Consider the following 16,101-nt stretch of genomic DNA (forward strand, 5'->3'; position numbering starts at 1 on the left):
TCCGAAATGCAGCCGCACGACGGACGCATGACGCGTGACGCGCCGCCGCATGTTACTGTTTCGGAAGTTGGGCGAGATACGGGGCCGCAGGCGAGCTGTCAAGCGCCGCGGGGCCGGAAAATGCTGAACCCCTTCTATATAGCAAGGTTCCCGGCCCGCCAAGCGGAGCCGTGCGCGTGAAGGCGAAGCGCGTCCCGTTTCGGATAGGGGGGGGTGGGGCTAGTATCAAGTTGCAAGGAAAAGAACGCATCGCCGCCCCCGCGCCGTCACCCCGGCGAAAGCCGGGGTCCATTGGGGCCTCGCTATCGGCTTTTGCCCCGACTGCGCGGCGAATGGATCCCGGCTTTCGCCGGGATGACGGAGTGCGGCTGGCCCAACCAGCCTCCATACATTCTGATACGAATCCCCCGCCGGCTCACGCCAGGAACGCGCCACTCCGCACCCCACCGTCATTCCCGCGAAGGCGGGAATCCATTCGCCTGTGCGCTGGGGGAAAGAACCGCGATACCAGCGCCAATGGATCCCCGCCTTCGAGGGGATGACGGCGGTTTTTGGTGGTTAGCTGCCGTTCGGTTCTGCGAGGCGAAACGGGTGTCGCGGGTTCCGGCGGACAAACTCGTCAACCTCGCGCAAGCGCTCTGGAAACGCCTCTGCCTCTCGCCATCGGGTGTGATTTACAAAACGAAATCCGGCCAGCCAGAGAGCACGAACCTTGTCCCACTGCTCTTTGTCGGACTTCTTGGGCACCTTGAACGCACGTCCCATCGAGTGAAGTGCGCCGCCACATTCCGGGCACTTGCCAGCAGCCTCGTCCGGCAGCTTCCACGACTTACGGCAGATGAAGCAGGCATGCGGCCAAAGGCAGAGTGGTCCCCGATGGTAGGGGACCGCCGCCGTCACGGGCAACGCTCTGTTACCCGACGCGCGACGAAGTTCCATTCGCTCTGACTTTGACGGACCTTGGGCCATTGGCGCAATATGCGATCAAGCTGCGAACGACCGCAAGTGGGGCGGAAGCGGACGAAGCGACCCCACCCGGAATCAAAAAGGGCGGGGTCTCCCCCGCCCTTCTCGTTACCCTTGCCCGTCGAGCACCGCGGCGATCTGCCGCGACACTTCGTCGATATCGGCCATGCCGTCGACTCGGCGAACCAGGCCCTTCTCTTCGTAAAAGGGCAGGATCGGCGCGGTCTTGGCGCGGTATTCGGCCATGCGGGTGCGCACCGTCTCGGCATTGTCGTCGGGGCGGCGCTTGAACTCGGTCGCGCCGCACACGTCGCATACGCCGTCCGTCTTGGGCAGCTTGTACTTGTCGTGATAGCCCTCGCCGCACTTGGCGCAGGTGAAGCGGCCCTCGACACGGTCGACCAGCGCTTCCTCGTTGACCAGCAGCTCGATCACATAGTCGAGCTGGCGGCCGCGCGCGCTGAGCAGTTCGTCGAGCGACTCGGCCTGCGCATAGGTGCGCGGATAGCCGTCGAAGATCGCGCCCTTCTCGGTATCGGCCATGTCGAGCCGCTCGCCGATGATGCCCGAGACGATCTCGTCGGAGACGAGCTCGCCCGCCTCCATCACTGCCTTGGCCTTCAGGCCCGTGGGCGTCCCCGCCTTCACGGCTGCCCGCAGCATGTCCCCCGTGGACAGCTGCACCATGCCGCGCTCGGTCTCGAGACGCTTCGCCTGGGTGCCCTTACCGGCCCCCGGCGGACCCAACAGGATGATATTCAAAAGGTACCTCCCCTAGTGCCGCCGCGCCGATCAGCGCGCGCGGCCGCCCTTCAGCTTCGCCTTCTTGATCAGATCGCCATACTGGTGGGCCAGCAGGTGCGACTGGATCTGCGTCACCGTGTCCATGGTTACGTTCACGACGATGAGAAGGCTAGTGCCGCCCATCAGGAACGGGATGCTCATCGCGGAAAACGCCCATTCCGGGACCAGGCAGATGATGGTCAAATAGGCTGCACCGATCACGGTGATGCGGGTCAGCACATAGTCGAAATACAGCTCGGTGTTCTTGCCAGGGCGGATGCCCGGCACGAACCCGCCATAGCGCTTCAGATTGTCCGCCGTCTCCTCGGGGTTGAAGACCACCGCGGTGTAGAAGAACGAGAAGAAGATGATGCCCGCCGCATAGAGCGACATGTAGATCGGCGAACCGTGGCGGAGCCAGATGTTCAGGTTCGAGATCAGGTCACCCCACCAGTTGTCGCCGGCCGACTGGCCCGCGAACTGGGTGATCGTCAGCGGCAGCAGCAGCAGCGACGAGGCGAAGATCGGCGGGATCACGCCGGCGGTGTTGAGCTTGAGCGGCAGGTGGCTGCGCTCCGCCTGGACGCCGCGCGCGGTCTGGCGCTTCGGATACTGGATCAGGATGCGGCGCTGGGCGCGCTCCATGAAGCAGATGAACAGCACCAGCAGGATCACGCCGAAGATGACGAAGATCAGGCGCAGCGGATCGATCGAGCCCGAACGGCCGCTCTCGAACAGCTGGACCAGCGTCACCGGCAGGCGGGCGACGATGCCGGCCATGATGATCAGCGAGATGCCGTTGCCGATGCCGCGGCTGGTGATCTGCTCACCGATCCACATCAGGAACATGGTGCCGCCGACAAGGCTGACCACGGCGGTAAGGGTGAAGGCAAGGCCTGGCTCGACCACCGGGCTCAGGCCCTTGGCGGCCCCGGCAGCCTCGAGGCCCTGCACCAGGAAGAAGCCCTGCACGCAGGTGAGCAGCACCGTGCCGTAGCGCGTATACTGGTTCAGCCGCTTGCGGCCGCTCTCGCCTTCCTTCTTGATCGCGTTGAGCTGCGGCGACAGCGAGGTCGCCAGCTGCACGACGATCGACGCGGTGATGTAGGGCATCACGCCCATCGCCACGATCGACATGCGCGACAGCGCGCCGCCGGTGAAGTTGTTGAAGAAGTCGAGCACGCCGCCCTGCGTCTGCTGCGCGAGCAGGCCGAGCGCCGTCGGGTCGATGCCCGGCAGCGGCACATAGCTCAGCATGCGGAAGACGATCAGCGCCCCGAGGGTGAACCACAGGCGCTTCTTGAGGTCGGTGGCCTTGCTGAACTTCGCCAGATTGATGCTGGAGGCCAGCTGGTCGGCTGCGGATGCCATTTCGTATCTTCGTCCCGGATAAGTGACGGGCGCTCCCCCGCCCTGCGGAGTCGCATATAGGGGTTGTGCGCGGCTTGTCTAATGGCTGCGGGCGCCGAAAGAAACCGGGCGTTGCCCCTTCCCCGGTCATTCCGGCGAAAGCCGGAATCCATTGGGGTCTGCGTTTCGGCGCTTGCCGCGACGGAGCGGCGAATGGATCCCGGCTTTCGCCGGGATGACGGACCTGGGGAAACGGCGCCAAAGGCGCGCGCACCAAGCCCCAGCACGAAGGAAGGCGGGACCCTGGGGACCCCGCCTTCGCATTTCGTCAGCCCTGCTTGGCGGCCTTGGCAGCGGCCTGGGCCGTGCGGTGCTTCGCCTTGTGCTTGTCGGCGGCCGCAACGACCTCCGGCACGGTGACGGTGCCACCGGCCTTCTCGACCGCTTCACGCGCACCGGCGGAGACGCCCTGCACGGTGAAGTTCAGCTTCGCGGTGAGCGAACCCTTGCCGAGCAGACGGACGCCGTCCTTGCCGCCACGGGCCAGGCCAGCGGCCTTCAGCGCAGCGTGATCGATGTCGGTCGCGGTCAGCTTGCCGGCGTCGACAGCCTTCTGGATCTCGCCCAGGTTCACCTCGGCATAGTCCTTGGCGAAGATGTTGTTGAAGCCACGCTTCGGCAGACGCATGTGAAGCGGCATCTGGCCGCCTTCGAAGCCCTTGATCGAGACGCCTTCGCGGCTCTTCTGACCCTTGACGCCGCGGCCGCCGGTCTTGCCCTTGCCCGAGCCGATACCACGGCCGATGCGCATGCGGCGATGACGGGCGCCCTGATTGTCGTTGAGTTCGTTCAGCTTCATGATGTGTGCACTCGCTTTCGCTTTGGTCGCGCGTTGTAAGGAAGCGCGGGCTCATAGCGGCGAGCGGGGGGAATGTCGACTCTTGTTTGTGGGCGGATACGAGCGCGTTCGCTGCTCACCGCTTCAACTGAGAGTCGAAAGCCGCTATGGCCTCGATGTGTTCTTCAATAAGAGCCCGAAACCGCTCGAAGGCCCGATAACAGTGATCCCGCTCCACTGCGAGCAGATCTGCAACGGTTGCAATGCTAAGTGGCTGGCTTCCCCCGAAAACATAGCTCACGCGACCGTCACGCACCTGCCTTTTGATCAGACCGGTCACACCAACCAGCAAACGCGGCGAGAAGCCGTGATTGTAGCTGTTACGAAAGTCGTTCGTAGCCTCTTTGAAGGATTTACCTGCGAGGGGTTCTAGCTTCAGCTTGAACGAACGATACTTTTCCCACGCGACACAGAATTCCTCGATTATGTGAAGGTATAGCTTCTCCTTTGTGAACTCGTCGCTCCACCCCACTGGATCCCTTGCCCGATTGGCCTGATGACATAGATGACCAACTGCGAACGCGAACCGTGATTTGATCGCGTAGGGCTGGCCAAGCGCAACAGTACCAAGCGGATCGATGAACTCGTCGCAAACCTCAAGCTGATCGTTGTCGCTCAGGCCTTGGGTGACCGTAGCCCAAGCGCGAAGCCGCCGAACATTTTCCGTTATATCGTTGATTATATTAGCCAGCTCGGTCGCGTACTCGCCTAGCATCTGCCCGTATGGCATGAAAAGCACGTGGACCGGATCCGGCAAATTCCACCAGCGATAAGGCATGGTCTTGCCGTCCTCCGCCAGTGAATCGAGAGCGGAGCGATACTGCCGATAAAGCGCTACCAGATTCTGTGAACGCTCGTGCGCATCTTGGTCGGTCATGAATGGATGGTAACGCCGAGCAGACGCATGTCCATTTGGAACCGGGCCTCCCGGCCCCATCTTTCGGGAAGTTCGGGACTACGTTTCATCGAACCATCAGACGACCATGCGTGGCCAGAAAGCACAAAACTGAAAAAGGGCGGTGGTCACCCACCGCCCTTTTCCTATTTCGCTAGCTCAAGCGCTCTAAGGCTTAGCCCTCGAGCACTTCCACCATGTGCGGCAGCTTGCGGATCATGCCGCGGACCTCGGGGCTGTCTTCCAGCTCCGAAACCTTGTGCATCTTGTTGAGGCCAAGGCCGATCAGCGTTGCGCGCTGATCCTTGGTGCGGCGGATCGGCGAACCGATCTGCTTGATCTTGATCTTCGCCATGATCGATTACTCCGTAACGGCCGCAGCGTCCGCCTCGGCGGTCTGCGAACCACCGCGGCCGAGCAGGTCGGCGATCTTCTTGCCACGGCGCTGCGCGACCGACTTCGGCGAAGTCTGCTCACCCAGTGCCTCGAACGTGGCGCGGATCATGTTGTACGGGTTGGACGTGCCGACCGACTTGGTCACCACATCGGCAACGCCGAGCGATTCGAAGATCGCGCGCATCGGGCCGCCGGCGATGATGCCGGTACCCTGCGGCGCCGAACGGACGGTCACGCGGCCTGCGCCGAAGTGGCCATTGCCGTCGTGGTGCAGCGTGCGGCCTTCCTTCAGCGGAACGCGGATCATCGCCTTCTTGGCCGAAGCGGTCGCCTTCGAGATGGCTTCCGGCACTTCGCGCGCCTTGCCATGACCGAAGCCGACACGGCCCTTGCCGTCGCCGACGACGACGAGCGCTGCGAAGCCGAAGCGCTTACCGCCCTTCACCGTCTTCGAGACGCGGTTGATGTGGACGAGCTTTTCGATCAGCTCCTCGCCACCGTCGTCCTGCGGACCACCGCGACGATCGTCACGGCGACCACGGTTGCCATCGCGACCGCCACGGCCGCGGTTGTCACCGCCGCCGCCCGGGCCGCCACGGCCACGGCCGCCACGCGAACCACGACCCTGCTGCTGCTGGTCGGGAGCCGCCTGGCCGGCGTCCTGCGCCTCGACCGGTGCTTCGGTCGTGTTGATTTCATCGGCCATCGTTAGAACTCCAATCCGCTCTCACGCGCGGCATCCGCCAGCGCCTTGACGCGACCATGGTAGAGGAAGCCACCGCGGTCGAAGACGACCTGGGTGATGCCTGCGGCCTTGGCGGCCTCGGCAACGCGCTTGCCCACTTCCTGTGCCGCGGCGATCGTGGCGCCGGTCTGGCCACGCACGTCCTTCTCGAGCGTGGAAGCCGAGGCGACGGTGCGACCTGCGGCGTCGTCGATCACCTGGGCATAGATGTGCTTGCCCGAGCGATGGATCGACAGACGAGGACGGCCACCAGCCCGCGCACGCAGCGCGGTACGGTTGCGGCGACGACGCTTTTCGAAAAGCGAAAGACCCTTGGTGCTGATCACTTCTTCTTCCCTTCCTTGCGGAAGATGAATTCGCCATCGTACTTGATGCCCTTGCCCTTATAGGGCTCCGGCTTGCGCCAACGGCGGATTTCCGCGGCCACCTGGCCGACCTTCTGCTTGTCGATGCCCGAGATCTCGACCGTGGTCTGATCCGGCGTCTTGATCTCGATCCCTTCCGGGATGTCGAAGTTGACGTCGTGCGAATAGCCGAGCTGCAGCTTCAGGACCTTGCCCTGCGAGGCAGCGCGGTAGCCCACGCCGGTGATCAGCAGCTTCTTGGTGAAGCCGGTGGTCACGCCGGTGACGAGGTTCTGCACCAGGGTACGCTGCATGCCCCAGAAGGCACGCGCGCGCTTGGTCTCGTTCGCCGGCTGCACCGAGATGCCGCCGTCGGTCACTTCGTACTTGATGTCGTCGGCCAGCGGCATGGTGAGGGTGCCCTTGGGACCCTTCACCGAGATCTGGCCGGCTTCGACGCTCGCGGTCACGCCCGCGGGGACGGGAACCGGCTTCTTACCGATGCGGCTCATCAGAACACCTCCGCGAGCACTTCGCCGCCGACATTCTGTTCGCGCGCTTCGGCGTCGGACAGAACGCCGCGAGGCGTCGAGACGATCGTGATGCCGAGGCCGTTACGGACGCGCGGAAGCTCCTGCGAACCCGAATAGACACGGCGGCCCGGCTTCGAGATGCGCGCGACGTGCTTGATCGCCGGCTGACCCTCGAAATACTTCAGCTCGATGCGGATGCCGGCCGCGGGGCCCATCTGCTCTTCGCTGTAGCCACGGATATAGCCCTCGCGCTGAAGCACGTCGAGGACACGGACACGCAACTTCGACGCCGGCGTGAGGACAGAGTCCTTGCGCGCGCGCTGACCGTTGCGGATGCGGGTGAGCATGTCACCCAGGGGATCGGTCACTGCCATCTTGCGTGTCCTTTACCAGCTCGACTTCGTGACACCCGGGATCAGGCCCTTGTTGGCCAGATCGCGCAGCATGACACGTGCGAGACGGAACTTGCGGTAATAAGCGCGGGGACGACCCGTCAGCTCACACCGGTTGCGAATGCGGGTCGGGTTCCCGTTGCGGGGAATCTCGGCCATCTTGAGCCGTGCGATGAGACGCTCGGTCTCATCCAGGCTTTCGTCGTTCGCAATCGCCTTGAGCTTCGCGTACTTGCCGGCGTACTTCTTCACCAGCTGCTTGCGACGCTCGTTCTTGTTGATCGAACTCAGTTTCGCCATGACTTAAGTTCTTCCTTCCTTACGCCGCCTGCTTCGCTTCGCCGTCCGCCTGCGGGAACGGGAAGCCGAAGAGACGGAGAAGCTCGCGAGCCTCGTCATCCGTCTTGGCGGAAGTGGTAACGATCACGTCCATGCCGCGCACCTTGTCGATGCGGTCATAGTTGATTTCGGGGAACACGAGCTGTTCCTTCAGGCCGCAGGCATAATTGCCACGACCGTCGAACGACTTCGGGTTCAGGCCGCGAAAATCGCGGACGCGCGGGAGTGCGATCGTGATGAAACGATCGAGGAACTCGTACATGCGCTCACGACGAAGGGTAACCTTCGCGCCGATCGGCATGCCCTCACGCAGCTTGAACTGCGCGATCGACTTCTTCGCCTTGGTCACGACCGGCTTCTGGCCGGCGATCAGTTCCATTTCAGAAGCGGCCTGCTCGACCTTCTTCTTGTCCTGGGTGGCTTCGCCAACGCCCATGTTCAGCACGATCTTTTCGATGCGCGGAATTTCCATGACGTTCTTGTAGCCGAACTTCTCGGTCATCGCCTTTACGATCTGCTCGTCATAGAGCTTACGCAGGCGGGGCACATAGGTATCAGCCATTGATGACCTCCCCGGTCTTGACGGCGACGCGAACCTTCTTGCCGTCGCGGGTTTCGAAGCGAACGCGCGTCGCCTTGCCGTCGGCGGTCACGTGCGCGACCTTCGAGACATGCAGCGGCGCTTCGATGCGCACCAGGCCACCCTGGGGCTCGCCCTGGGTCGGCTTCTTGTGGCGAACGGCGATGTTCACGCCGGAAACGACGACCTTGTCGTCCTTCGGCAGCGACTTGACGACCTCACCGGTCTTGCCCTTGTCCTTGCCGGACAGAACAACGACCTTGTCGCCCTTCTTGATCTTGGCAGCAGCCATCACAGCACCTCGGGGGCGAGCGAAATGATCTTCATGAAGCCCTTCGAGCGGAGCTCGCGGACCACCGGGCCAAAGATACGGGTGCCGATCGGCTCCTCGTTCTTGTTGACCAGCACGGCGGCGTTACCGTCGAAACGGATCACCGAGCCGTCGGTGCGGCGGATGTCCTTCGCCGTGCGGACGATAACCGCGCGGTGGACGTCACCCTTCTTAACCTTGCCGCGGGGAGCGGCTTCCTTGATGCTGACGACGATGACGTCGCCCACGCCGGCGAAGCGACGCTTCGACCCGCCCAGCACCTTGATGCACTGCACCCGCTTCGCGCCGCTGTTGTCAGCGACGTCGAGATTGGACTGCATCTGGATCATCGATCCGGTTCCTTCTCGTTTGGCCTGCCGGGACGAGCCCGGTGGTTCCGTTTCTAATGCGTCACCCCGGCCTCACGGCCGGGGCACCAAAGCGGCGGCCTATGACCGCAACTCGAGTTCTCCGCAAGAGCGGAGATGACGATTATGCGTCGACCGTGTTCGGCGTCGCGTGGGTATCGACCCGCCCGATCACCTTCCAGGTCTTCAGCTTGGAGATCGGCGCAGTCTCTTCGATGCGCACGGTCTCGCCGGCCTTGTACTCATTCGCCTCGTCATGGGCGTGGTACTTCTTCGAGCGGCGGATGATCTTCCCGTAGAGCGGGTGCTTCACCTTACGCTCCACGAGAACCACCACAGTCTTGTCGCCCTTGTCCGAGACGACATTTCCGGTCAGCACGCGCTTCGGCATGGTCTCGGTCCTCTTACTTGGCAGTCGAGCGCGAGCGCTCGTTCTGCAGCGTCTTGATACGGGCGATGTCGCGACGCACTTCCCGCACGCGGGTCGGCTTCTCGAGCTGGCTGGTGGCGGCCTGGAAGCGCAGGTTGAACTGCTCGCGCTTCAGGTTGCCCAGCTGCTCGGAGAGCTGGTCGTCGGTGTTGGCCCGAAAGTCGGTTGCCTTGGTCATTTCTCTCAGCCCTCCAGGTGCGTCGTGTCGCCGAGGCGGGCGACGACCTTGGTCTTGATCGGCAGCTTCATCGCAGCGCGCTCGAACGCTTCCGCCGCGAGCGGACCGGGAACGCCGTCCAGCTCGAACAGGATGCGGCCGGGCTTGACGCGGGCGACCCAGAACTCCGGCGAACCCTTGCCCGAGCCCATGCGGACTTCGGCAGGCTTCGACGAAACGGGGACGTCCGGGAAGATGCGGATCCAGAGACGACCCTGACGCTTGATGTGACGCGTGATCGCGCGGCGAGCCGCCTCGATCTGGCGCGCGGTGATCCGCTCGGGCTCCATCGCCTTCAGGCCATAGGAGCCGAAGTTGAGCGCCGTACCACCCTTGGCGTCGCCATGGATGCGGCCCTTGAAGGCCTTACGGAACTTGGTGCGCTTCGGTTGCAGCATTGTTCTGTCCTAGTCCTTAGCGGCGATCGTCGCGCGACGGGCGCACGCCCGAGGTCTGTGCCTCGAGGTTCAGCCGGTCCTGCGCCATCGGGTCGTGGCCCAGGATCTCGCCCTTGAAGATCCAGACCTTCACGCCGCACACGCCATAAGCGGTGTGGGCTTCGGCCTCGGCATAGTCGACGTTCGCGCGCAGCGTGTGCAGCGGAACGCGGCCTTCACGGTACCATTCGGTACGAGCGATTTCCGCGCCGCCCAGACGGCCGGCGCAGGTGATACGAATGCCCTCGGCGCCGAGACGGAGTGCAGACTGCACCGCGCGCTTCATCGCACGACGGAACGCGATACGGCGCTCCAGCTGGTCCGCCACGCCCTGCGCGACGAGCTTCGCATCGACTTCCGGCTTGCGGATCTCGACGATGTTCAGCGACACGTCCGACGAGGTCATCTCGCCCAGCTTCTTGCGAAGCTTCTCGATGTCCGCGCCCTTCTTGCCGATGATCACGCCGGGGCGTGCCGCGAAGATCGAGATGCGGCACAGCTTGGCCGGACGCTCGATGACCACCTTCGAGATCGCGGCCTGCGGCAGCGTCTTGACGATGAACTTGCGGATCTTGAGGTCCTCGAGGAGGAGCCGACCGTAATCGGCGCCCTCTGCGAACCAGCGGCTGTCCCAGGTGCGGTTGATCTGCAGACGCAGACCGATGGGATTGCTCTTCTGACCCATTATGCTTCTTCCTGCTCGCGCACGACGATGCGCAGACGGCTGAACGGCTTCAGGATGCGGGTGGACTTGCCACGGCCGCGCGTCGCGAAGCGCTTCATCGTGATCGACTTGCCGACCGAAGCCTCGTGGACGACGAGCGCGTCGACATCGAGGTTATGGTTGTTCTCGGCATTGGCGATGGCCGAAGCCAGCACCTTGCGCGCGTCGACCGCCATCGCCTTCTTGGAGAAGGCGAGGATGTTCATCGCTTCAGCCGCGGTGCGGCCACGGATGAGACCGGCGACCAGGTTCAGCTTCTGGGCCGAACCACGGATCTGCGTGGCGACGGCAAGGGCTTCCTTGTCGCCGACCTTGCGGGGGGCTGCCTGCTTGCTCATTAGCGCTTACCCTTCTTGTCCGCGGCGTGGCCGGGGAAGAAACGCGTGGGCGCGAACTCGCCGAGCTTCATGCCGACCATGTCCTCGTTGACCGACACCGGCACGAACTTGCGGCCGTTGTAGACGTTGAACGTCAGGCCGACGAACTGCGGCAGGATCGTCGAGCGACGCGACCAGGTCTTGATCGGGCCAGCGCGGGTGCCAGCCTCCTGAGCGGTTTCTGCCTTCTTGAGCAGATGCAGGTCCACGAACGGACCCTTCCATACGGAGCGAGCCATCTATCAGCCCTTCTTCTTCGCGTGACGCGAACGGATGATCATCTTGTCCGTCGCCTTGTTGTGGCGGGTGCGCGCACCCTTGGTCGGCTTGCCCCACGGGGTGACCGGGTGACGGCCGCCCGAGGTACGGCCTTCACCACCGCCGTGCGGGTGGTCGACCGGGTTCTTGGCGACACCGCGGGTAAGCGGACGCCAACCCTGCCAGCGGCTGCGACCGGCCTTGCCGAAGTTCTGGTTCTGGTTGTCGGGGTTCGACACCGCACCCACGGTCGCCATGCAGGCGGCGTGGATGTAGCGCTGCTCACCCGAGCCAAGACGCACGATCACCATGCCGCGGTCACGACCGACGACCTGGACATACGCACCGGCCGAACGGGCGATCTGGCCGCCCTTGCCCGGCTTCATCTCCACGTTGTGGACGATGGTGCCGACCGGCATCTGGCCCAGCTCCATGGCGTTGCCCGGCTTCACGTCGGTCTTCTTACCCGCGATCACCTTGTCGCCGACAGCGAGACGCTGCGGCGCGATGATGTAGGCCAGACGATCCTTGCCGGCTTCGTCGGCGCCGTAGTTGATCAGCGCGATGAAGGCGGTGCGGTTCGGGTCATACTCGATCCGCTCGACGGTGCCTTCGACGTCCCACAGGCGGCGCTTGAAATCGACGATGCGATAGCGCTGCTTGTGACCGCCGCCGATGCCACGCGAAGTGACATGGCCCTTGTTGTTGCGGCCGCCGGTCTTGTTCTTGCCTTCGGTCAGCGCCTTGACGGGGCGACCCTTGAAGAGCTGCGAGCGGTCGATCAGGATCAGCCCGCGGACGCCCGGCGACGTCGGATTATAGTTCTTGAGCGCCATGGTCTCAGATCCCCGTGGTCACGTCGATCTGTTCGCCCTGGGCGAGCGTCACGACCGCTTTCTTAAAGTCCGAACGGCGGTAGGGCGCGCCCTTCCACTTCTTGGTCTTGCCCTTCTGGACGAGGGTGTTCACGCCGGTGACCTTGACGTTGAACAGCGCCTCGACGGCAGCCTTGATCTCCGGCTTGGTCGCGTCGTTGGCGACCTTGAAGACCACGGCGTTCGCCTCGGAGACGAGCGTCGACTTTTCGGTGATATGCGGGGCGAGCACCACGTCGTAGTGACGGATGTCGACCGGCTTGGACTGCTTAGCCATTGAAGCGCGCCTCCAGCTTCTCGACGGCAGCGCGGGTCAGGACCAGCGTGTCGCTCTTCAGGATGTCGTAGACGTTGGCACCGATCGCCGGCAGCACGTTGACCTGGTGCAGGTTGCCTGCGGCCAGTGCGAACGTCGTCTCGACGGTATCGCCGTCGATCACCAGGGCCTTCTTGCCGAAGCCCAGCTTCTCGAGGTTGCCGACGAGGACCTTGGTCTTGCCGTTCTCGACGACCAGGCTGTCCATGACGATCAGCGAACCCGCCTTGGCGTGGCTCGACAGCGCCATCTTCAGGCCCAGCGTGCGGATCTTCTTGTTCAGCGACGGATTGAAGTCGCGAACGCGGGCGCCGTGTGCCTTACCACCGCCGATGAACACCGGAGCGCGGCGATCGCCGTGACGAGCGGTACCGCCGCCCTTCTGGCGACCGAACTTCTTGCCCGTGCGCGCAACGTCGGCACGCTCGCGGGTGCCGCGGGCGGTGCCACGACGCTTCTCGAGCTGCCAGGTGACGACGCGGTGCAGGATGTCGGCGCGCGGATCGAGACCGAAGATCTCGTCGTTGAGCTCGATATCGCCCTTCTCGGCGGCGTCGAGGGTTTGAACCTTGACCTTCACTTAGCCCTCCTGGCCTTCGGTGGCTTCCGGAGCGGCCACTGCGGGCGCTTCGGCGGGAGCCTCGTTGCTGTTCGCGACGGTCTTCAGACCGGCGGGGTACGGCGCTTCGGCGTGACGGTCGACCTTGACGGCGTCCTTCACGATCAGCCAGCCGCCCTTCGAGCCCGGAACCGAACCCTTGACGAAGATCAGGCCGCGCTCGGCATCGGTGCCGACCACTTCCAGATTCTGCTGGGTGCGATTGCGGTCGCCCATGTGGCCGGCCATCTTCTTGTTCTTGAAGACGCGACCCGGATCCTGGCGGTTACCGGTCGAACCGTGCGAACGGTGCGAGACGGACACGCCGTGGGTAGCGCGCAGACCGCCGAAGCCCCAACGCTTCATGGCGCCGGCGAAACCCTTACCCTGGGTACGGCCCGACACGTCGACCAGCTGGCCCGCGACGAAATGGTCGGCCGAAATCTCGGCGCCCACGTCCAGCAGACCATCTTCCTCGACGCGGAATTCGCAGAGGATCGCCTTGGGCTCGACTTCGGCCTTGCCGAAGTGGCCGCGCTGCGGCTTGGCGACGTTCTTGACCTTCGCCGTGCCGGCGCCGACCTGAACGGCCACATAGCCATCCTTTTCGGTGGTGCGCTGTGCCACCACCTGGACGCCTTCCAGTGCCAGAACGGTCACCGGCACGTGCCGGCCGTCGTCCTGGAACAGGCGGGTCATCCCCATCTTCTTCGCGATAACGCCAGTGCGCATCGGCCTGTTGCTCCTATTACAGAGGCACCCCCGGGACCATTCCCGCGGGTGCGTGTTCAACCCTGATGTTTTTACTGCGAAGCCCCCGTCCGGGCTGAACCTCCACCTTGCGATGGAAGAGACGGGGGACGCAGGCCCGGCCACTCGAAAGCCGCCGGCGGTATCCCTTGTCGCTGCGAGCCGGTTCCGGCCCACCACTCCTTGCGTTGGATCGGGGAACGATCCGGTCGAGGAGGATGGCGACTCCAGTGAAGGAGCCGCGAATCTCGAGGAAGCGGCGCCTTTACGTCAGCTACGCTTCCCTGTCCACCTCTTTAGGGGCGAACGCCAAAAGCCCCCGCGAAGCGCGGGGGCTGAAAGCCGGCTCAGGCCAGCTTGATTTCGACGTCGACGCCAGCGGCCAGGTCGAGCTTCATGAGCGCGTCCACGGTCTGCGGGGTCGGCTGAACGATGTCGAGCATGCGCTTGTAGGTGCGGGTCTCGAACTGCTCGCGCGACTTCTTATCGATGTGCGGGCCACGGTTGACCGTGAACTTGTCGATGTGAGTCGGGAGCGGGATGGGGCCACGGATGAGCGCGCCGGTACGGCGTGCGGTGTCGGCAATGTCGCCGGCAGCCTGATCGAGCACGCGGTGATCGAACGCCTTGAGGCGAATGCGGATATTCTGCGTTTCCATGGTCCTACCGATGCGAAAGAGCGGGGCAACGCATCCAATTGCCACTCCGGCGAAGCCCCGGCCCCTGCCCCATCCGCTTGCCAAGAGCGATTCGGGCGGCGCCGGTTGAACCGGAACGGCGGCTGGATGGCCGCCTCTTGCTGTTGAACTCAAAACTCGAAGGGCGCGCCTTTAACGGCCCTTCTATAAAAAGGCAACCGCCCGACACTCATTTTCGAGTGCCGGGCGGAACCTTTTCGTATCACCCGCCGGCCGAAGCCGGCGAAGCGACCACACCTGCCGGCAAACGCCGGCGTGGTGCTTACTTGTCGATCGAGGCAACCACGCCCGCGCCGACGGTACGACCGCCCTCACGGATGGTGAAGCGCTGCCCGACGTCCATGGCGATCGGCGCGATGAGCTTGATGCCCAGCGCGACGTTGTCGCCCGGCATCACCATTTCGGTGCCCTCGGGCAGCTCGACGGTGCCGGTCACGTCCGTGGTACGGAAGTAGAACTGCGGACGATAGTTCGCGAAGAACGGCGTGTGACGGCCACCCTCGTCCTTCGACAGGACGTACACTTCCGACTTGAACTCGGTGTGCGGCTTGATCGAGCCCGGCTTCGCCAGAACCTGACCACGCTCCACTTCGTCGCGAGCGACGCCGCGCAGCAGCGCACCGACGTTGTCGCCGGCCTGGCCCTGGTCGAGCAGCTTGCGGAACATCTCGACGCCCGTGACGGTGGTCTTGCGGGTGTCGTGGATGCCGACGATCTCGACTTCTTCACCAACCTTGATGATGCCGGTTTCGACACGGCCGGTCACCACGGTGCCGCGACCCGAGATCGAGAACACGTCTTCGATCGGCATCATGAACGGCTTGTCGAGCGGACGCTCCGGCTGCGGGATCGACTCGTCGACCGCTGCCATGAGGGCCAGGATCGCTTCCTTGCCGAGCTTGTCGTCCGAACCCGAGAGCGCGGCGGTTGCCGAACCACGGATGATCGGAATGTTGTCGCCGTCGAATTCGCGACGCGACAGCTCTTCGCGGATTTCCATCTCGACGAGCTCGAGGATTTCCTCGTCGTCGACCAGATCGACCTTGTTGAGGAACACGACCATGGTCGGCACGCCGACCTGACGCGCGAGCAGGATGTGCTCCTTGGTCTGCGGCATCGGACCGTCGGTCGCTGCCACCACCAGGATCGCGCCGTCCATCTGCGCTGCGCCGGTGATCATGTTCTTCACATAGTCGGCGTGACCCGGGCAATCGACGTGCGCGTAGTGACGGCTGTTCGTCTCATACTCGACGTGCGCGGTCGAGATGGTGATGCCGCGCTCGCGCTCTTCCGGAGCCTTGTCGATGTTCGCGAAATCGACCGCTGCGTTGCCCGCAACGTTCTCCGCCAGGATCTTCGTGATCGCAGCCGTCAGCGACGTCTTGCCATGGTCGACGTGACCGATGGTGCCGATGTTGAGGTGCGGTTTGCTCCGATCGAACTTTGCCTTCGCCATTGTCTTCCTACCTTCTGATTCAATTTCCCGTGCCGCCAGGGGACTCGCGAGAACGCGGCCCCATAG

Annotated in this window: 25 protein-coding genes; all 25 read right to left on the reverse strand. The window is 63.9% G+C overall.

Going from position 1 to position 16,101, the window contains the following annotated elements:
- Positions 1 to 1,074 precede the first annotated feature (1,074 nt).
- The 25 genes from SPI01S_RS06250 to tuf all read right to left on the reverse strand — a co-directional run bounded on the left by SPI01S_RS06250 (position 1,075) and on the right by tuf (position 16,035).
- Positions 1,075 to 1,728, reverse strand: a complete 654-nt coding sequence (locus SPI01S_RS06250) for an adenylate kinase (RefSeq protein WP_066719862.1) — start codon at positions 1,726 to 1,728, stop codon at positions 1,075 to 1,077.
- A gap of 30 nt (positions 1,729 to 1,758) precedes the next feature.
- On the reverse strand, positions 1,759 to 3,120 hold the full coding sequence (gene secY, locus SPI01S_RS06255) for a preprotein translocase subunit SecY (protein ID WP_066719865.1): 1,362 nt from the start codon (positions 3,118 to 3,120) through the stop codon (positions 1,759 to 1,761).
- Positions 3,121 to 3,427: 307 nt separating this feature from the next.
- Positions 3,428 to 3,958 (reverse strand): 50S ribosomal protein L15, encoded by a 531-nt coding sequence (rplO, locus tag SPI01S_RS06260; protein ID WP_066719868.1) that lies wholly within the window; start codon positions 3,956 to 3,958, stop codon positions 3,428 to 3,430.
- Positions 3,959 to 4,073: 115 nt separating this feature from the next.
- Positions 4,074 to 4,874 (reverse strand): hypothetical protein, encoded by an 801-nt coding sequence (locus SPI01S_RS06265; RefSeq protein ID WP_066719871.1) that lies wholly within the window; start codon positions 4,872 to 4,874, stop codon positions 4,074 to 4,076.
- Positions 4,875 to 5,067: 193 nt separating this feature from the next.
- Positions 5,068 to 5,247 carry a 50S ribosomal protein L30 gene (gene rpmD, locus SPI01S_RS06270; protein WP_066719874.1) on the reverse strand — a complete coding sequence of 60 codons (180 nt, stop codon included), beginning with the start codon at positions 5,245 to 5,247 and terminating at the stop codon, positions 5,068 to 5,070.
- A 6-nt stretch (positions 5,248 to 5,253) separates the two neighbouring features.
- The gene (gene rpsE / locus SPI01S_RS06275) at positions 5,254 to 5,994 is read right to left on the reverse strand and encodes a 30S ribosomal protein S5 (protein WP_064313333.1); all 741 of its coding nucleotides are present in this window, start codon (positions 5,992 to 5,994) and stop codon (positions 5,254 to 5,256) included.
- A 2-nt stretch (positions 5,995 to 5,996) separates the two neighbouring features.
- Entirely contained in the window at positions 5,997 to 6,356 is a 360-nt protein-coding gene (rplR, locus tag SPI01S_RS06280; protein WP_174539078.1) for a 50S ribosomal protein L18, read from the reverse strand.
- A complete protein-coding gene (gene rplF, locus SPI01S_RS06285; protein WP_066719882.1) occupies positions 6,356 to 6,889 on the reverse strand; it encodes a 50S ribosomal protein L6 in 534 nt (177 codons plus the stop codon). The genes rplR and rplF overlap by 1 nt, the downstream gene beginning before the upstream one ends.
- Positions 6,889 to 7,284, reverse strand: coding sequence for a 30S ribosomal protein S8 (rpsH, locus tag SPI01S_RS06290; protein ID WP_010545734.1), 396 nt, complete (start codon positions 7,282 to 7,284; stop codon positions 6,889 to 6,891). The genes rplF and rpsH overlap by 1 nt, the downstream gene beginning before the upstream one ends.
- A gap of 12 nt (positions 7,285 to 7,296) precedes the next feature.
- Positions 7,297 to 7,602 (reverse strand): 30S ribosomal protein S14, encoded by a 306-nt coding sequence (gene rpsN / locus SPI01S_RS06295; RefSeq protein ID WP_010545733.1) that lies wholly within the window; start codon positions 7,600 to 7,602, stop codon positions 7,297 to 7,299.
- A 19-nt stretch (positions 7,603 to 7,621) separates the two neighbouring features.
- Positions 7,622 to 8,203, reverse strand: coding sequence for a 50S ribosomal protein L5 (gene rplE / locus SPI01S_RS06300; protein WP_066719885.1), 582 nt, complete (start codon positions 8,201 to 8,203; stop codon positions 7,622 to 7,624).
- Complete coding sequence (gene rplX, locus SPI01S_RS06305; RefSeq protein WP_066719888.1) at positions 8,196 to 8,513, reverse strand: 50S ribosomal protein L24; 318 nt, start codon at positions 8,511 to 8,513, stop codon at positions 8,196 to 8,198. Before rplX ends, rplE begins: the two co-directional genes overlap by 8 nt.
- A complete protein-coding gene (rplN, locus tag SPI01S_RS06310; RefSeq protein ID WP_010545730.1) occupies positions 8,513 to 8,881 on the reverse strand; it encodes a 50S ribosomal protein L14 in 369 nt (122 codons plus the stop codon). Before rplN ends, rplX begins: the two co-directional genes overlap by 1 nt.
- Positions 8,882 to 9,023: 142 nt before the next feature.
- Complete coding sequence (gene rpsQ, locus SPI01S_RS06315; RefSeq protein ID WP_064313337.1) at positions 9,024 to 9,290, reverse strand: 30S ribosomal protein S17; 267 nt, start codon at positions 9,288 to 9,290, stop codon at positions 9,024 to 9,026.
- 13 nt (positions 9,291 to 9,303) lie between these two features.
- Positions 9,304 to 9,507, reverse strand: coding sequence for a 50S ribosomal protein L29 (gene rpmC, locus SPI01S_RS06320; RefSeq protein WP_066719891.1), 204 nt, complete (start codon positions 9,505 to 9,507; stop codon positions 9,304 to 9,306).
- Between the two features lie 5 nt (positions 9,508 to 9,512).
- A complete protein-coding gene (gene rplP, locus SPI01S_RS06325) occupies positions 9,513 to 9,944 on the reverse strand; it encodes a 50S ribosomal protein L16 (protein ID WP_064313338.1) in 432 nt (143 codons plus the stop codon).
- A 16-nt stretch (positions 9,945 to 9,960) separates the two neighbouring features.
- On the reverse strand, positions 9,961 to 10,668 hold the full coding sequence (gene rpsC, locus SPI01S_RS06330) for a 30S ribosomal protein S3 (RefSeq protein WP_066719899.1): 708 nt from the start codon (positions 10,666 to 10,668) through the stop codon (positions 9,961 to 9,963).
- Positions 10,668 to 11,045, reverse strand: a complete 378-nt coding sequence (gene rplV, locus SPI01S_RS06335; RefSeq protein WP_066719902.1) for a 50S ribosomal protein L22 — start codon at positions 11,043 to 11,045, stop codon at positions 10,668 to 10,670. Before rplV ends, rpsC begins: the two co-directional genes overlap by 1 nt.
- On the reverse strand, positions 11,045 to 11,323 hold the full coding sequence (gene rpsS / locus SPI01S_RS06340; RefSeq protein ID WP_066719904.1) for a 30S ribosomal protein S19: 279 nt from the start codon (positions 11,321 to 11,323) through the stop codon (positions 11,045 to 11,047). Before rpsS ends, rplV begins: the two co-directional genes overlap by 1 nt.
- A 3-nt stretch (positions 11,324 to 11,326) precedes the next feature.
- A complete protein-coding gene (gene rplB, locus SPI01S_RS06345) occupies positions 11,327 to 12,178 on the reverse strand; it encodes a 50S ribosomal protein L2 (RefSeq protein WP_066719907.1) in 852 nt (283 codons plus the stop codon).
- A gap of 4 nt (positions 12,179 to 12,182) precedes the next feature.
- Entirely contained in the window at positions 12,183 to 12,494 is a 312-nt protein-coding gene (locus tag SPI01S_RS06350) for a 50S ribosomal protein L23 (protein ID WP_010545722.1), read from the reverse strand.
- Positions 12,487 to 13,113, reverse strand: a complete 627-nt coding sequence (gene rplD / locus SPI01S_RS06355; RefSeq protein WP_066719909.1) for a 50S ribosomal protein L4 — start codon at positions 13,111 to 13,113, stop codon at positions 12,487 to 12,489. Before rplD ends, SPI01S_RS06350 begins: the two co-directional genes overlap by 8 nt.
- Positions 13,114 to 13,863: a 50S ribosomal protein L3 gene (gene rplC, locus SPI01S_RS06360; protein ID WP_066719911.1), complete on the reverse strand. Its 750-nt coding sequence runs from the start codon at positions 13,861 to 13,863 to the stop codon at positions 13,114 to 13,116.
- Positions 13,864 to 14,228: 365 nt separating this feature from the next.
- Complete coding sequence (gene rpsJ, locus SPI01S_RS06365) at positions 14,229 to 14,540, reverse strand: 30S ribosomal protein S10 (protein ID WP_010545719.1); 312 nt, start codon at positions 14,538 to 14,540, stop codon at positions 14,229 to 14,231.
- Between the two features lie 301 nt (positions 14,541 to 14,841).
- Complete coding sequence (gene tuf / locus SPI01S_RS06370) at positions 14,842 to 16,035, reverse strand: elongation factor Tu (protein ID WP_066719913.1); 1,194 nt, start codon at positions 16,033 to 16,035, stop codon at positions 14,842 to 14,844.
- Positions 16,036 to 16,101 lie beyond the last annotated feature (66 nt).

This window comes from Sphingomonas pituitosa NBRC 102491 (genome assembly GCF_001598435.1).
Taxonomy (GTDB): domain Bacteria; phylum Pseudomonadota; class Alphaproteobacteria; order Sphingomonadales; family Sphingomonadaceae; genus Sphingomonas; species Sphingomonas pituitosa.

What these genes read in the sequence shown, in the direction of transcription:
- rplP (WP_064313338.1), bottom strand. Translation starts at nt 9,944, where the DNA reads ATGCTGCAACCGAAGCGCACCAAGTTCCGTAAGGCCTTCAAGGGCCGC.
- rpmC (WP_066719891.1), bottom strand. Translation starts at nt 9,507, where the DNA reads ATGACCAAGGCAACCGACTTTCGGGCCAACACCGACGACCAGCTCTCC.
- rpsS (WP_066719904.1), bottom strand. Translation starts at nt 11,323, where the DNA reads ATGGCTCGCTCCGTATGGAAGGGTCCGTTCGTGGACCTGCATCTGCTC.
- rpsC (WP_066719899.1), bottom strand. Translation starts at nt 10,668, where the DNA reads ATGGGTCAGAAGAGCAATCCCATCGGTCTGCGTCTGCAGATCAACCGC.
- rplC (WP_066719911.1), bottom strand. Translation starts at nt 13,863, where the DNA reads ATGCGCACTGGCGTTATCGCGAAGAAGATGGGGATGACCCGCCTGTTC.
- rpsQ (WP_064313337.1), bottom strand. Translation starts at nt 9,290, where the DNA reads ATGCCGAAGCGCGTGCTGACCGGAAATGTCGTCTCGGACAAGGGCGAC.
- rplB (WP_066719907.1), bottom strand. Translation starts at nt 12,178, where the DNA reads ATGGCGCTCAAGAACTATAATCCGACGTCGCCGGGCGTCCGCGGGCTG.
- rpsJ (WP_010545719.1), bottom strand. Translation starts at nt 14,540, where the DNA reads ATGGAAACGCAGAATATCCGCATTCGCCTCAAGGCGTTCGATCACCGC.
- rplX (WP_066719888.1), bottom strand. Translation starts at nt 8,513, where the DNA reads ATGGCTGCTGCCAAGATCAAGAAGGGCGACAAGGTCGTTGTTCTGTCC.
- rplO (WP_066719868.1), bottom strand. Translation starts at nt 3,958, where the DNA reads ATGAAGCTGAACGAACTCAACGACAATCAGGGCGCCCGTCATCGCCGC.
- SPI01S_RS06265 (WP_066719871.1), bottom strand. Translation starts at nt 4,874, where the DNA reads ATGACCGACCAAGATGCGCACGAGCGTTCACAGAATCTGGTAGCGCTT.
- rpmD (WP_066719874.1), bottom strand. Translation starts at nt 5,247, where the DNA reads ATGGCGAAGATCAAGATCAAGCAGATCGGTTCGCCGATCCGCCGCACC.
- rpsN (WP_010545733.1), bottom strand. Translation starts at nt 7,602, where the DNA reads ATGGCGAAACTGAGTTCGATCAACAAGAACGAGCGTCGCAAGCAGCTG.
- SPI01S_RS06350 (WP_010545722.1), bottom strand. Translation starts at nt 12,494, where the DNA reads ATGGCTAAGCAGTCCAAGCCGGTCGACATCCGTCACTACGACGTGGTG.
- rplV (WP_066719902.1), bottom strand. Translation starts at nt 11,045, where the DNA reads ATGAGCAAGCAGGCAGCCCCCCGCAAGGTCGGCGACAAGGAAGCCCTT.
- rplN (WP_010545730.1), bottom strand. Translation starts at nt 8,881, where the DNA reads ATGATCCAGATGCAGTCCAATCTCGACGTCGCTGACAACAGCGGCGCG.
- rpsH (WP_010545734.1), bottom strand. Translation starts at nt 7,284, where the DNA reads ATGGCAGTGACCGATCCCCTGGGTGACATGCTCACCCGCATCCGCAAC.
- secY (WP_066719865.1), bottom strand. Translation starts at nt 3,120, where the DNA reads ATGGCATCCGCAGCCGACCAGCTGGCCTCCAGCATCAATCTGGCGAAG.
- tuf (WP_066719913.1), bottom strand. Translation starts at nt 16,035, where the DNA reads ATGGCGAAGGCAAAGTTCGATCGGAGCAAACCGCACCTCAACATCGGC.
- rplE (WP_066719885.1), bottom strand. Translation starts at nt 8,203, where the DNA reads ATGGCTGATACCTATGTGCCCCGCCTGCGTAAGCTCTATGACGAGCAG.
- rpsE (WP_064313333.1), bottom strand. Translation starts at nt 5,994, where the DNA reads ATGGCCGATGAAATCAACACGACCGAAGCACCGGTCGAGGCGCAGGAC.
- rplF (WP_066719882.1), bottom strand. Translation starts at nt 6,889, where the DNA reads ATGAGCCGCATCGGTAAGAAGCCGGTTCCCGTCCCCGCGGGCGTGACC.